Origin of the sequence: Psychrobacter luti, from assembly GCF_014192115.1 — a bacterium.
Lineage (GTDB): Bacteria > Pseudomonadota > Gammaproteobacteria > Pseudomonadales > Moraxellaceae > Psychrobacter > Psychrobacter luti.
Map to the genome: position 1 here is coordinate 157822 of NZ_JACHXL010000001.1, position 15687 is coordinate 173508.

12 protein-coding genes are annotated in these 15687 nt (G+C 41.9%); 3 read left to right on the top strand and 9 right to left on the bottom strand.

Annotation, left to right across the window (positions count from 1 at the left end; translation table 11 throughout):
- Positions 1 to 147: 147 nt before the first annotated feature.
- Complete coding sequence (locus tag FHS24_RS00645) at positions 148 to 642, top strand: nuclear transport factor 2 family protein (RefSeq protein WP_183617816.1); 495 nt, start codon at positions 148 to 150, stop codon at positions 640 to 642.
- A 241-nt stretch (positions 643 to 883) separates the two neighbouring features.
- Positions 884 to 3961, top strand: coding sequence for a LysM peptidoglycan-binding domain-containing protein (locus FHS24_RS00650; RefSeq protein WP_183617818.1), 3078 nt, complete (start codon positions 884 to 886; stop codon positions 3959 to 3961).
- Between the two features lie 153 nt (positions 3962 to 4114).
- Here the strand turns inward: FHS24_RS00650 and FHS24_RS00655 are convergent, their stop codons facing one another.
- Entirely contained in the window at positions 4115 to 5323 is a 1209-nt protein-coding gene (locus FHS24_RS00655; RefSeq protein WP_183617820.1) for a transglycosylase SLT domain-containing protein, read from the bottom strand.
- Between the two features lie 1086 nt (positions 5324 to 6409).
- The gene (locus FHS24_RS00660) at positions 6410 to 7267 is read right to left on the bottom strand and encodes a Nif3-like dinuclear metal center hexameric protein (protein WP_183617822.1); all 858 of its coding nucleotides are present in this window, start codon (positions 7265 to 7267) and stop codon (positions 6410 to 6412) included.
- Between the two features lie 437 nt (positions 7268 to 7704).
- Here FHS24_RS00660 and FHS24_RS00665 point away from each other — a divergent pair, with 437 nt between their 5' ends.
- Positions 7705 to 9033: a S1C family serine protease gene (locus FHS24_RS00665; protein WP_183617824.1), complete on the top strand. Its 1329-nt coding sequence runs from the start codon at positions 7705 to 7707 to the stop codon at positions 9031 to 9033.
- Between the two features lie 213 nt (positions 9034 to 9246).
- Here the strand turns inward: FHS24_RS00665 and yfaE are convergent, their stop codons facing one another.
- The 7 genes from yfaE to nrdA form a co-directional block, all read right to left on the bottom strand.
- Positions 9247 to 9513, bottom strand: coding sequence for a class I ribonucleotide reductase maintenance protein YfaE (gene yfaE / locus FHS24_RS00670; RefSeq protein ID WP_183617826.1), 267 nt, complete (start codon positions 9511 to 9513; stop codon positions 9247 to 9249).
- A gap of 195 nt (positions 9514 to 9708) precedes the next feature.
- On the bottom strand, positions 9709 to 10842 hold the full coding sequence (nrdB, locus tag FHS24_RS00675; protein WP_183617828.1) for a class Ia ribonucleoside-diphosphate reductase subunit beta: 1134 nt from the start codon (positions 10840 to 10842) through the stop codon (positions 9709 to 9711).
- A gap of 91 nt (positions 10843 to 10933) precedes the next feature.
- Complete coding sequence (locus FHS24_RS00680) at positions 10934 to 11287, bottom strand: hypothetical protein (protein ID WP_183617830.1); 354 nt, start codon at positions 11285 to 11287, stop codon at positions 10934 to 10936.
- A 39-nt stretch (positions 11288 to 11326) separates the two neighbouring features.
- Positions 11327 to 11614, bottom strand: a complete 288-nt coding sequence (locus FHS24_RS00685; RefSeq protein ID WP_183617831.1) for a type II toxin-antitoxin system RelE family toxin — start codon at positions 11612 to 11614, stop codon at positions 11327 to 11329.
- Positions 11604 to 11855, bottom strand: a complete 252-nt coding sequence (locus tag FHS24_RS00690; RefSeq protein WP_183617833.1) for a type II toxin-antitoxin system Phd/YefM family antitoxin — start codon at positions 11853 to 11855, stop codon at positions 11604 to 11606. The genes FHS24_RS00685 and FHS24_RS00690 overlap by 11 nt, the downstream gene beginning before the upstream one ends.
- Before the next feature lie 190 nt (positions 11856 to 12045).
- Positions 12046 to 12864: a DUF2971 domain-containing protein gene (locus FHS24_RS00695; RefSeq protein ID WP_183617835.1), complete on the bottom strand. Its 819-nt coding sequence runs from the start codon at positions 12862 to 12864 to the stop codon at positions 12046 to 12048.
- Positions 12865 to 13102: 238 nt separating this feature from the next.
- A complete protein-coding gene (nrdA, locus tag FHS24_RS00700) occupies positions 13103 to 15379 on the bottom strand; it encodes a class 1a ribonucleoside-diphosphate reductase subunit alpha (RefSeq protein WP_183617837.1) in 2277 nt (758 codons plus the stop codon).
- Between the last annotated feature and the right edge of the window lie 308 nt (positions 15380 to 15687).

A 15687-nucleotide genomic window follows, 5' to 3' on the forward strand; every position in this document is an offset into this window, starting at 1 on the left:
TTTTAATTTATATGATAAATGTCTATTTACGAGAGCAGCACTTTATAATTAAATGATACATCACCGTTAAGCGTCATTGTATGATGGCATGATAAAAGTTACACCTAACCATGACGATAGACGATAACAGTATCACTAAGGAATATCATGAAAAGATTATGGGGAAAAGGGCTGTTGGCTCTATTGATGAAAAGCGCTAGCGTGACTGCGATAATGGCGGCTGCCAGTACCATGGCTATTAGCGCGCAGGCAGCAACCATGACCGAAGCTTTGGTGCAAAACTATGCGACGGCCATGAAGTCAGCAGCCAATAGCCAAAGTATCAATCAGGTCGCGCGCCTCGTATCTGACGATGCGCTGATTTCTATGTCAAGAAAAGGCAAGTCTACCAGTCTCGATAAAGATGCTTATCTAAAATTACTGCAAAACAGTTGGAGTAATACCTCAAATTATCGCTACGATATTAATGTGGATAATATTGTCATTACTGGCGAGCAAGCAAAAGCTAATGTCACTACCAATGAAAGTTGGGTAAAAGATGGACAAAAGGTTTCATTTGTCACGACATCGAGAGTAACGCTTACTTTATCGACTGGTAATGCGGTGCTTTTACGCGCTGTGTCACAAGTGGCGATTAATTAATCATTACTACTATAATTGCTACTATATTAGTAAGTAATGTCATAAGTCATCGATGAGCTATCGCTAGCAGAGTTAATTAATAAGTCGTACTAATACCGCTATTTAAACATTGAAAGATAATGAGTGGATTAAATTCTACTCATTATCTTTCATAATAGGCTGGTCTTTGTTTGATATTGCGTACTATACTGTCGATTAACTTTATTTTATCACTTATTGTTGTTAGGAAAATTCCACTATCATGTCTACTGTGTCATCAAAATCTCGCTCATTTATTGCTTTACCACTGACGCTTGCGGTGTCGACTTTACTTATCAGCGCTTGTAGTAATACGTCAGCGGTGAAAAAGACGGGTGCGACCGGCAGCTCAGCTGTGGTTACTAAGCGTCCTGTCACTCAAGTCGCTAAGCCAAGTGCTGGGGCTGATTATTCAACGGCGTTCTTAGATGCTGAAAGCCTAGATGAGCTGGCTGATTTATTAGAAGCTACTGACATGACTATGGTTGAGGGCAACAAACTTGCCATTCAACAATATGGTGATTTATGGAATCGTCTGCGTGCAGGCTACCGTATGAATGGTGGCCAGCCTGTTTATAATCAGCGTATCGAAGCGCAAAAAGGTTGGTTTACCAGTCGTCAAGACTATCTCAACCGTTTGACCGCGCGTGCCAGTCGCTACCTTTACCATACCGTTCGAGAAGCCGAGCGTCGTAATATTCCAACCGAACTTGCGTTATTGCCTGTGATTGAGAGCTCCTACGATCCAAGTGGTACCAGTAGTGCGGCGGCGGCAGGTTTATGGCAGTTTATTCCGAGTACGGGGCGTATCTATGGTCTAAATCAAAGTAGCACTTATGATGGTCGCCGTGACGTGATTGAATCAACACGTGCCGCTTATGACTTTTTGACTGCACTGCATAACCAATTTGGTAGTTGGGAGCTGGCACTGGCCGCTTATAACGCTGGTCCTGGTCGTGTGCAAAAAGCCATCGATGCCAACGCTGCACGCGGTTTGCCGACCGATTACTGGTCGCTAAGACTGCCCACTGAAACCATGAACTATGTACCGCGCTTTTTAGCGGTTGCTGAAATCGTCGCTAAACCTGAGCAGTATGGTGTTTATCTGCCTGCTATCGCTAACCGTCAGCATTTCCGTAGTGTTCCAGTAAACTATGGCGTTAGCTTAGCTGAAGTTGCACAGGTGACTGGTGTCAGTTATGACGAGCTAGAAAGACTGAATACCGCGCTGACTTCAGCCCGTATTGATTCATCAGGTCCACAGCGTATCATTATTCCTAATGATGTCAGCTTGACGACAGATGCAAAATTGAGCGCCTTAAGAGGTAATGGCAGTAGTAATGTGATTGCTTCTAGTAACACCAGTAGCAGTAGCACGCCAAGCTATTCAGGCTCTACTTCTACTACGCCTAGCTACAACAGTAAGCCATATACCAGTGGTGGATCATTGCCTTCTACCGGTAGTGCTCTTGCTGATTATGCGGCGAGTGCCAGTGTACCGCAGCAAACTACCAGTTATATTCCGCCGACGGTTTCACCGACAAGCAGCTCCGTTTATAGCAGCAATACCTCATTTCGTACTGAGCCGCCGCTGACTTCAGCCGAAACCAAAAAGATTAATGCTGAGCTAAAAAGTAGCAATAGCTTACCGACTACATCGGCACAAATTACTCAAAACAATACTATTATCCAAGAGCCGCCACTAAGCAAAGAAGAGCGCGATTTCATCGCCAGTCAGATTCGCATCAGTACGCCTGAAACCAAAGTCATTAATGCCGATGGTAATATCAATTTATCAGCGGTACAGACGCAGCAGTCGGTACTGGAGGCCAGTGGTCAAGAAAAGAAATTAAGTTTCCCAAAAACCTCGGTTAGCAAGCCAAAACCACAGGGTACACGTAGCACTTATACGGTAAAACGTGGAGATACTTTAGCAAATATAGCCAGTCGTGCGGGTGTCAACTGGCGTGATATCGCTGAATGGAACCAAATAGATGCTAGCGCCAATCTGCTAGCGGGCAGCACGTTATACTTATATAACGCCAAATCTATCGAGCCATTGAGCAATGCCAGTACTACAGCGGCAAGCCAACCTGAAAGCTATGTGGTACAAGGTGGTGATACGCTTATCGGTACAGCCAATCGCTTTGGTTTATCGGTAACTCAGCTAGCTACTTATAATAATTTGAGCAGTAGAGCGGACTTGCTACGCGGTCAAAAACTATGGCTGGTTCCTGGTAAAGTGACCGCGCCTGCAACTACGCCTGCTGCACCATCGACCAAACCTAGTAAGTCGAGCACGGTAACCAAGAATTATAAAGTCAAACCTGGTGATGGTCTGATTGCTTTATCACGCCAGTTTAATGTACCGACTACCACTTTGGCGACGCTAAATAATATGGGCACGACCGATTCACTATACGTTGGTCAAACCTTAAAAGTACCAGCCAATGTCGATTTTACGCCTGCGCCTACTACTTCTAATAACACGTCGAGTAGCACAAGCATCAATGCTACTGCCAGTACGTCAAGCTCAGTGGCAACGACCAACTATAAAGTCAAATCAGGTGATACTTTAATTGGTATTGCAAATAGCGTTGGGATTAGTCCTGAAGAACTGGCAGCTGTGAATAGCAGCTTTGATGCTAAAGCCCGCTTGCAACGTGGTCAAACGATTAAAGTGCCGGTGTCTAAAGATTTGGTAGAGCGTCAGCTCAATGACAAAGCAGTCAGTTATAAAGTCAAATCGGGTGATACCTTGACGGGCGTCGCGCAGCGTTACAATATAGGTTTGGGTGATTTAGCAGCTGCTAATAATTTGAAGACCAATTCTAATTTAATACTGGGTCGTACGATTACCATTCCTGCCAATGGGACAGTGAGTGCTCCTAGCACAGCTAATAGTAATGTTAGTAGCACCAGTAACAAGAGCAGCAGCAGTGCTAGTGCAGAAACCACCAATAGTTCTACTACCGCAACCAGTAGCGGCAAAAAACTTGGTAATACTGAGAGCTACAAAGTCAAATCTGGTGATGGTCTTATTGCCTTAGCACGTCAATTTGGCATCTCGGTAGAGGATTTAGCGGCGATAAACGATTTGGCGACCAATGCCCAGTTACAACGTGGTCAAACGATTAAAGTACCAAAAGCGACGGTGAGCTATACCGTTGGCTCAGGCGATAGCTTGATTGGACTGGCTCGTAAATATGGCGTTTCAACCAAAGAGCTCGCGGATATGAATAATATCGCTGTAGATACCATGCTACAACGCGGTCAACGTTTAACCGTACCGAATCGCTAATGTAGAATGTAGCCGTATTTAATAAAGGTTAAGCATTAAAAAAAGCTGCTCTTTTATAAGAGCAGCTTTTTTATTAACAAAGTTTTTTATTAACAAGATTCTATACGTATTGTATTTAAAAGCTTTTACTAACAGTCTTTTAAAAAGAAGCTATTAAACCGTTTGAGTTTTAATGGTCTCAAGATAGCTTCTGATATTACTTACATAATGCATTGCTTGGCCATAACGGCTATTTGAGGCTCTGTTCTCAGATAAGTAGGCATATATATTTGCCCAGCTTTTATCATCGATTCCTTGCGCCCTTAATTTACGCTGGATACTTTTTACCGCATTAGGACCCATGTTATAACCTGCTAGCGCAAACCAGATGCGATCGGTCTTTGGTACATCGGCGAAGTCCTCTTTGACTTGTTCCAAATACCGAGCGCCGCCACCGATACTTTGGTAAGGGTCAACGCGGTCAGATACGCCCATAGCTTTGGCGGTATTATTGGTCAGCATCATTAAGCCGCGTACCCCTGTCGGTGAGACAGCATTAGCATCAAGATGTGACTCTTGATAGCCCATTGCCACCAGTAACTCCCAATCATGGTTGTAATTACGCGCTTGCTCTTCAAAAGAAGATTGATAGTCGGGTAGTTTCTCAGTTAAAGTCTTTTTGAAATGGTCCTGACTATAAGCATCTTTTAATAGGTTTTGATTATAAAACGCTGCCAATTTCTGAGTATGCTCAAGCTTCATGCTATCACATAAAAAATAACTGGCTTTTTGTGATAATGGGTCATTGGCTGAATTAAACGTCCAGCTGACTTTAGGATGTAGACCATTTTTGGTCAAGCTGGCATCATAGCCACAGCTGACATTGACTGAGGATAAACTTAACTGGCTTTTTAGTTGGGTGCTGGCAGTGGTCAATGCCATATCGGCATCGCCTGATTTTAAGGCTCTTAATGCCGCTTCTTCACTGGCATAAGCTTTTAAATCGATTTTTACCCCAAGCTCATCTGCATAGCTACGCACTAAGTCGTAGCCGAAACCGTGCTGAAAACCATCGGTCGCAAAGTAGGTGCTATCACCTGGTACAGCAGCAATGGTCAGAGTGTTCTCCAGCATGACATGGTCATAAGCTGGTATGGGTGCGCCCATCGTCATCAGACTCTCAGCAGGTAGAGAGAGCAAGGCGATGCTAGATACTTGTGCCAACTTTTTAGTTTTGGCAAAACGAGTTACTTTAATAGGTGCAACGGCTGGAACGATGTTACTTTTGGTGTGCAGTAGGCGCTTAGATGGACGCAGTAAGTATGAGATACGGCGTTTGGCCCCTTGCGCAGATACTTTCACACGATAAGTAATACGCTGCATGGATGTCTCCTAATTTTAGCCATCCTACATACCATAAAAATGCCTCGTCGATTTATGCTGCTTATATACTTATCAAAAGCGTATTGCTATATAAGTGGCATAAACTGGCGTTGCATTTTAGATAATATCGCCCTTATAAATAAAATAAGCACAATGTCATCTTGTTTACATATAGTGGCGCTAACATTCATTATATAAGCGTCAGCGCTCAAGTCTCTCAATCAGTTAGCCAATGCCCACTGTCATTTTTTTAAAATAGAAATTATTTTAAAAACTATTCTACAAAAAGGACGTACAACACCGCGAAGGGTATAGATCGGATGATTCCTTCATCGATACTGGGGTTGCTACTGAATAAAAGACCTGTTATTCAACTATCGTAAACATAGGTAAGGTCATGAATAAGTTATTGAGACAAAAACGTAGCATAAGCGCGGTACAGCTACACTTAATCGTTGCAACGCTTATATTATTAACCAGCCACTCTTTAAATAGTTTGTAGTAGAGTAGAGGATCAATAATATGTACTGTCCAGCGATAATAACAAGCACACACTCTATCTAACGACTCATTAAAAATAAGTAGCAAGTAGATAGTGCTTAAGCAGTATCGCGACGCTAAAAACAGGGTGTATTATTTAATTAGAAAGCTATTTAATTAGAAAACAAACTAATTAAAAATTAACCATACAAAAATAGTATTTGATTATTCACTGCTAAAAACCCAATGAATTAAAAATAGGCTTTTAGATGATAAACACTGTTTTAGCACCATAACCGGAAGCTATAAAAAAATGGGAAGTCTCATGACAAGACGTTCTTTCTTCAGGTACTAATATGCGGATATTCACTATATTATTCAAGTAGAGTTAATAAATTAGCGATAAAACTTAACAATAGCGCTATAAACGGTAAAAAATGACCTCGTTTTTACTAATCTACTGACAATAAACGTCAAAAAAAGCGATTGCGATAGGGGATAAAGCGCCTACATGGCGCTTAAAATGTGAAAAATTAGCATTTAAACAGTGCTGAAACAGCATTAAATCCACGAAAATTATAATAAATACGATAAATTGGCTTAATATTAGGCCGGATTATTGATATCTATGAAAGTCACCGATAAGCCAAATTGTTCAGCAACCAGTTCCCCTAATGCTTGGATGCCGCCACGCTCTGTTGCATGATGCCCACAAGCAAAATAATCAATACCAAGCTCACGAGCAATATGTGTGGTGCGCTCTGATATCTCACCTGAGATAAATGCATCGCAGCCCATCAGTGCCGCTTGTTCAATCATATCTTGCGCGCCGCCAGTGCAAATACCCACCCGTTCGATAAGTCTATTATTTTTCCCATAGGATTGATTGTTATCTGAAGTTTGATAATGAGCAGATATATGTAAGGGCAGGCGTCCTAGCGTATCGGTAATCTGGGTGATTAGACTTTGAGTACTTTGCGGTCTGCAAGTGGCAATATTACCAACCGGATGTGATTCGGTAGGATAAAGCGCGCCAATGATGCTCATATCAAGTAACTCAGCTAGCTTTGCATTGTTACCAATGCGAGGATGGGCGTCAAGCGGCAGATGATAGCCAATCAAAGAGATACCATGTTGCATCAGTTTACGGATACGTTGACCTTTCATACCGGTGATGGGCACAGGCTCGCCTTTCCAAAAATAACCATGATGCACCAAAATAGCATCGGCATTATCCTCAATCGCGGCGTCAATTAACGCCTCACAAGCAGTGACACCTGTGACGATGCGCTGGATAGGTCGGCCACCATCTACCTGTAAACCATTAGGTGCATAGTCTTTAAAGGCGGGTGCTGATAAGTATTCGTCACAAAACTCCGTTAAGGCTTGCGCGCTAATCGCCGTATCTGATATCTGGGTTGAAAATTCGCTTGCGGATGGGTTTAAGGTATTGTGCGTGGTCATGCTCTTTCCTTATAATTGTTGCAGTTCTGCACTATATTAGTTTTGTCATTGGTTTTATAACAGCTTCAATTTTACTGCTTAAATGGTTTGAGTATTTATATTAAATAATCAAAATATCTATTTATAAATTATGATGTTATAAATAATTAGGGCTTTTATCATCACCATTTTAGCATGGCGCTGTAAAAGAGTAGACAAGGCGAATAACTGAAACGGTACACGATGCGTTACTATTTGTCCGTGTTGCCAGTTATAATTTGCATACCTGAGCCTATATGATTCATAGCGCGTATCCTATCTGGTTTTACGCCCAATCACAGCGGACTGCTCAGAAATATTTTGGTTTATTCCTGATTTACTTTTTCTACAAAGCTATTGTTACTTTTACAAAAACATCGTTACAAATACTGTTTCTAAAATAATATAGAGGTTTTTATATGTCGTCATCTCGGAACACCAATGACAAGGCTGGTCTGGTAAAATGGTTACCTTGGATTTTGTTACTTGTGGTCACTGTAGCATTTATCTGGTTGTTTGCGAGTATGAAGGCGGCATCAGAGCAAGCTTGGGAGCCACCTAGAACCACGCCTGCTGAGCAGCAAGCGTCAGCGCCTGTGGCTGATACGCCAGCGCCTATTTCCTCTTATCATAATGCTGTAGCCCGTGCGTCACAATCAGTGGTGAATATTTATACCACCCAAACGATGGCCGAGCATCCTTATATGAATGATCCGGTGTTGCGCCGCTTCTTTGAGTTTCATGGTGGCCCATCGCAAGAGCAGGGTAATACCAACTTAGGTTCTGGTGTGATTGTGTCAGAAGATGGCTATATCGTCACCAATGCTCATGTCATCGAAAAAGCCGATGAGATTACCGTTGCCTTCAATGACGGGCGTAAGAGCCGTGCGCAAATCATCGGTACTGATCCTGACAGTGACTTGGCGGTGATTAAAGTCGATATGACGGGTCTAACGCCACTTGGTTTCCGTGAAGATCCTATTCGCGTGGGCGATTTAGCGCTAGCGATTGGTAACCCATTTGGGGTTGGGCAAACTGTAACCCAAGGGATTATATCAGCGACAGGTCGTACGGGGCTTGGGGTCAATAAGTTTGAAGACTTTATCCAGACCGATGCCGCTATTAACCCTGGTAACTCAGGTGGCGCGCTAGTGGATGCGCACGGTGAGTTGGTCGGTATCAATACAGTGATTTTCTCGCGTTCTGGTGGCTCGATGGGTATCGGCTTTGCCATTCCTACGGCAATCGTTGAGCAAGTGATGAATGCGCTGATTAAAGACGGTAAGGTCAGCCGTGGTTGGTTAGGGATTGAGATACAGTCACAATTACGCGACCCAACCCAGCTAGAAACCTCGACTGGGGTAGAAGTGCTGAATGTCGTTCCTAAGAGTCCTGCTGCTAAAAGTGGTCTACGCGTTGGTGATATCGTCCTGACGATTGACGGCGTTGAGATGACGGATGCCAATACTTTGATTCAGTATGTTGCTCGTAAAGCGCCAAATACTACTCTCAACGCGCAAATCTTACGCCGCGGTAAAAATGCCCAAGTGAAGATACTGCTAGAGGAGCGTCCGGCACAAGAGCCAATGGCGAGCCCTGTTGTGATTCATGATGAAACGCTTGGCGGTATGGAAGATCCAAGTCTACAAGGCGAGAGAGCAGAAGTGCCCATGATGTCAGAAGCTGAGCGTGACCGTATGCGCGAAGAGCTATTGCAGTTATTTGAAAGAGATGGCGCACCTTTATAACGCCATGTTTTATAACGCTAGGCTCCCTCACGTAAACTTTAATCAAAACGGTTTTAGAGTTTAATAAATAATAAAAAAGCGCGCTATCTTTAAGATAACGCGCTTTTTTTATCGGACTTTTTAAATAACAGCTTTTTAAACAATGGCTTTTATTGATGACAGCTTTTATTAATAATATTTTATATTAACAGCAGCTTATATTAACAGTGGCTATTATTTTGCAAAAGACTCATCATTGATATAAATCACCCCTTGCACCCGACAACAGCAGGGCAGGATTTCATCTTTTTCAATCATAGCAAGTGGCTCAAACGGATAATCAATAACGTGTGAGCTGGCGATGCGCTTGATACGGCAACTGCCACAGTAGCCTTCCTTACATTGATAATTGATATCATGTCCGGTGCGTAGCAATCCATCGAGCAGACTTTCGTCATCATGCAAGTAGAATTGCTTCTTACTCGTCATTACCCAAGTCATAATTCAACCTTCTCTCAATTTTCCCATCATATGAACAGTCAATTTGATGGTTCTTTTTAATGATAAAATCTTCCTAAAATAACATTGGCCTAACCTTAAAATAGTAAGATTAAGCCATTACAATCATGCGATTAACTTTTAAGGCTATTTAAGCTCAAAGCTTTTAAAATTCAACGATTTTAAACCTCAATGCTCTTAAAGCTCAAAATCATCAAAGTCGCTGTCTGATAAATCTGAGTCAATCTGACCGACCAAGTACGAGCTGATTTCAGTCTCTTGCGGCGCAACTTGGACGTTATCAGAAGACAACCAAGTATTAATCCACGGAATCGGATTTGATTTAGAATTCGGGAATGCCACTGGCAAGCCAACTGCTTCCATACGTAAGTTGGTAATAAATTCGATATATTGACAAAGGATGTCTTTGTTTAGACCAATCATTGAGCCATCTTTAAACAGATAGCCGGCCCATTCTTTCTCTTGCTCAGCCGCTTTAGTAAAGATATTGATGCTTTCTTGATAGCACTCTTTGGCAATTTCAACCATCTCTGGGTCATCACGACCAATGCGCATAAGGTTAAGTATATGCTGCGTACCCGTTAAATGTAGCGCCTCATCACGAGCGATTAATTTAATAATCTTGGCATTACCTTCCATCAGCTTACGCTCAGCAAAGGCAAACGAGCAAGCAAACGACACATAAAAGCGAATAGCTTCTAACACGTTAACTGCCATTAAGCATAAATACAGCTGTTTTTTCAACGATTTTAGACTGACCGTCACTTCTTTGCCATTGACGGTATGCGTGCCAGCACCATACATATTGTAGAGCTGTGAATCGTAGTACAAATCATCATAGTACTTGGCGATGTCAGCAGCGCGCCCTAAAATGTGCTCGTTTTGCATGATGTCATCAAAGACAATACCCGGATCATTAACGATATTACGAATGATATGGGTATAGCTGCGCGAGTGAATGGTCTCAGAGAATGTCCACGTCTCAATCCACGTTTCAAGCTCAGGAATCGATACCAATGGCAACAATACCACGTTTGGGCTACGACCTTGGATAGAGTCAAGTAAGGTCTGATATTTTAGATTGCTGATAAAAATATGCTGCTCATGTGACGACAAATTGCCGTAGTCCATACGGTCTTTTGACACATCAACTTCTTCTGGACGCCAAAAGAACGACAGCTGCTTTTCAATCAACTGCTCAAAGATAGGGTGCTTTTGTTGGTCATAACGTGCTACGTTGACCGGCTGACCAAAAAACATGGGTTCGAGCAAAGCATTGTTTGGCGTTTGGGAAAAAATCGAATACGTCATCGTTCTACCTTTATAAGTTATACAAATAGTTAATCTAAAATTGGATTTACTGTTTTTAAAATGCGATTTTTAATATATCAGCAAAAATACGTTATAGGTTTTCTAGTGATATTTGTGTTGGTTCGTGTCCATCATTCATATAAGCTTTAAATATCTCGCTAAGCTCACTATCATCCAATCCTTCTAGCTCATCGATAGCGCTCTTACGCAGTGTACTTAAATCTACGTCTGCGGATTTGAGTGTTTCTTTTTTTATTGGTTTCTTGGCTGGCTTTTTTGCTTGTCTTGGCGCGTCCATCTTTGGTACTGCGCTGCTGTTCAATTGTTGACGAACCTCATTAATATCGACTTCTACTTGGACGATATGCGAGCCACCATCGTTTAGGTCTGGAAATACGTTAGGGATAAACAAACCACCGTCTTTGATGATTGCGGTATATTGCACGTCTATGACCTCCGTCACTTTATTCTGTCTATGTTTTAATTATGGTTGGCGTGTCGCAAGCGCATCATATACTTTGTTATTCTCTCTTTTGCCTACTGCTAATACATAAACCACAACCACATCATCTTTGACGGTATAAACCAGACGATAGCCTATGGTGCGTAATTTGATTTTATAGGCATCTGTATGTCCTGAAAGTTTTGAAGCAGGAACACGAGGATTTAATAAGCGCTGCTGTAATTTTTTCTTAAACTGCTGCTGAATACTGGGCGCTAACTTTTTCCATTCTTTTAATGCTAAAGGATGAAACTCAAGATTATAAGTCATCCAACATTACCTTTATAGGTGTTTGCCCGTCATTCATTCGGGCGCTAACCGTTTGGCTCAATGCCATATCGTCCATCGCTTCCATCATGCGTTCATACATATCTGTGGAAACCAAGTAAGCCACGGGTTTATTGTGGTTTAAAATAGCAATGGATTCACCATCCGACTGTTTAATCAGTGCCGAAGGGTTAGTCTTTAACTCTGAGATGCTGGCTGTCTGTGTTGCAAATATTGGTTGCATTACTCATTCTCCGCTAATATTATGCTCTAAATATAGGTCTAATATTAGCACGAAAATTAGGTCTTATTTGTTACTGTGTTAATTTTAAATACTTTCATAATAAGGTAGACTAGCATCGAAGGATGAAACGCAACGAATTATCTAATTAAAATATTGCTTATGGCAAGCTCTACCCATACGCTTGCTACAACTATAGCGACATTTCTTTTATACGAAACATCTTTTGGCTAAAAGGATAAATCGACCCTTTTTCTTTAAAATTTATATAAATTATAGGGTCTTTAATTGTCGAGGTTTCTGAGAAATCCATATTAAATACTTCAATACAATTTGGGTCAGATTCCATTAACGCAGCTGCCTTATATAGGTACGGTATAAATAGCTTATATTCATCTTTAATGTAAGCTTCATCGGGAACTAAGTTTTCGAAATCAGTTTTCTCGGAATTATTTATCTTAGACTTTTCATCAAATGGATTAATAATATCTTGTGTATGCAAGCCATAGCTTTTACCATCGTTTACTAACTGTTTGAACTTAATATCTCTATTGCATAATAGCTTCATAAGTTCATTTTTGCTTTCACCAAGTGTTTTTAATCCGAAAATTATGCTTCGAATCGCATCAGAACGATGATAGTTTTTACCTTGATTATGACAAACCATTCTAAATTCTTGTTCTTTATCCCAGTCAAAATGTTTAGTGCCAATCATTTTTTGTAATAAAGTATCGTTGTTAATGTCTTCAACCCCGATATCAGGCGGAGTATCTGAGTACATCACATCGAAATATTGATAAAGATCATTATTCTTACCAATTAAATCTTCTAAGTTATATTCAATACAAATTCCCGTATGGTCTTTTGCATAGCTAGCCCACAAAGAAGATATATTGTAAGATTTGCTGAGCGAAAATATACCTAAGCCTTTAACCATCTCCTGAACATTAAAAAAACTCTTATTAAGAGCACTTCTACTCTCATTTATATTTAGCAGAGCAGTGAAAGCCATGATTTTGTCATAAGATTCAGTAGAATAGTAGCATTCACATGGGTCATTCAATGTTTCTTTTGAAGGTGCCCAAAAGTAGTTTTTTTTCAAAGATTCCCGTGTGAAATCATTCAACTCTCTGTATTTGTATAAATTCAAAAGTTACCTCGCTTTATTAGATCATGTCATTACGAGTCTTAGAAATAGCGATGCAGATTAAACTAAGGTTTTATCTGCATCATTTATTTCAGGCTTGAATCTAAATCTTACATGCACCGCCAGCACAATCATCTTCCATATCCGCTTGGGCATCATTCGCACCATCACGCGTATTGTGATAATACAACGTCTTCACGCCAAGCTTATACGCGTTTAGCAGATCTTTTAGCAATATCTTCATCGGTACACGGCCACCTTCATAACGAACGGGATCGTAGTTGGTGTTGGCAGAGATACTTTGATCGACGAACTTCTGCATGATAGCGACCAGCTTTAGGTAACCGTCATTGTTCGGCATTTGCCATAGTAGCTCATACTGATCTTTTAGCTTATCAATCTCAGGGACGACTTGCTTTAAGATGCCATCTTTTGAGGCTTTGATAGACACCAGACCGCGTGGTGGCTCGATACCGTTGGTGGCGTTGGCAATCTGACTAGAGGTTTCAGACGGCATCAAAGCAGTTAGGGTAGAGTTGCGCAGACCGTGAGTGGTGATTTCAGTACGCAGCGTTTCCCAATCTAAATGGAGCGGCTCTTGGCAGATTTTATCCAAGTCTTTCTTATAAGTATCAATCGGCAGGATACCTTGCGAGTAGGTGGTCTCGTTAAAGGCAGGGCACGCGCCTTGCTCTTTTGCCAATTTATTTGAGGCTTTTAAGAGATAAAATTGCAACGCTTCAAACGTTTGATGGGTTAGAGCAAGCGCGCTGTCGTCTGAATAGCGGACACCATTTTTCGCAAGGTAATACGCATAGTTAATCACGCCAACACCTAAGGTACGGCGACGCATACTGCCATTTTCAGCGGCTTTAACAGGATAGTCTTGATAATCGAGCAGTGCATCAAGGGCGCGGACGATTAATTCTGCTGGCTCTTCGATATCGCTAACGTTTTCAACTTTACCCAAGTTGACCGCTGATAGGGTACAAAGGGCGATTTCACCTGTTTCGTCATTGATGTTATCAAGTGGCTTAGTCGGTAGGGCGATTTCCATACATAGGTTTGACTGGCGAATAGGCGCAACCGTCGCGTCAAATGGGCTATGCGTGTTGCAATGGTCAACGTTTTGGATATAGATACGACCGGTGCTGGCGCGCTCTTGCATCATCAAGCTAAACAGCTCTGTCGCTGGAATTTGACGGCTACGAATGCTTGGGTCGTTCTCGTATTTGGTGTATAGCTCTTCGAACTTGTCTTGATCTTCAAAGAAGGCATCATACAGACCCGGTGTGTCGCTTGGTGAAAATAGTGAGATATCTTGACCTTTGATCAAACGGGTATACATGGTTTTGTTTAACTGGACACCATAATCCATATGACGGACACGGTTGTCTTCGACGCCGCGGTTATTTTTCAATACCAATAGCGACTCAACTTCTAAATGCCACAATGGGTAAAATAACGTCGCAGCACCGCCGCGAACGCCGCCTTGTGAGCAGCATTTAACCGCCGTTTGGAACAGTTTATAGAATGGAATACAGCCAGTATGCTGCGCTTCACCGCCACGGATAGGGCTACCAAGGGCGCGAATACGACCAGCATTGATGCCGATACCAGCACGCTGCGATACATAACGCACGATGGCGCTAGTGGTCGCGTTGATAGAGTCTAGACTATCACCACATTCGATCAAAACGCACGAGCTAAACTGACGTGACGGCGTACGTACACCGGACATGATAGGTGTCGGTAATGAGATTTTGAATTGTGAGGTCGCATCATAGAAGCGTTTGACGTAGTGTAAGCGCTCTGACTTTTCATAGCTGGCAAATAGACACATACCAACCAGCATATATAAGAACTGCGGGCTTTCATAAACCGTTTTGCTAACACGGTCTTGCACGAGGTATTTACCTGCCATTTGCTCAACCGCTGCATAAGCAAGATTCATGTCGCGCCAATGATCAAGATACTCCTCTAATTCATCAAATTCAGCGCGGCTATAATCGGCTAGGATATGCTCATCGTATTTGCCGGCATCCGTTAGCTTTTTGACATGGTCATACAGATGCGGTGGTGTGAATTTATTATAAGCAATCTTACGTAAATGAAAGATAGCCAAACGCGCCGCCAAATACTGATAATCAGGCGTGGTTTCAGAGATAAGGTCAGCCGCAGACTTGATGATAGTCTCGTGAATGTCGCGAGTTTTTATACCTTCATAAAACTGAATGTGCGACTTTAGCTCCACTTGTGACACCGACACATTATCTAAACCGTGAGCTGCCCACTCGATAACCTTGTGAATTTTATCTAAATCAATAGGCTCTAAACGTCCGTCACGTTTGGTTACTTGGATTTTATCGATATGTGTCATGCTGACCTCGTAAGTTGATTGCTTGGTAATCATTTAATGATTATTTAATAATTTATAGTGATGCTGCGCGGTTAATACTGGCAAACATTCTTTATCACGCTATCTTTGTCACGCTATAACATCCTGTCACAGCAGAGTGTTTTTTTAGGCAAAACGATGCCATTGCTCATAGTGAGGGTTTAAATCACTGAGCACTACATATAGCGTATTTGTTAGTAGGTGGACACAATATAGCGGGAAAATTTTGAAAATGCTATATTGATTTTAGTGGCAAACTATGTTGACCAGAGGGTAAAGCGTGTCCGAAT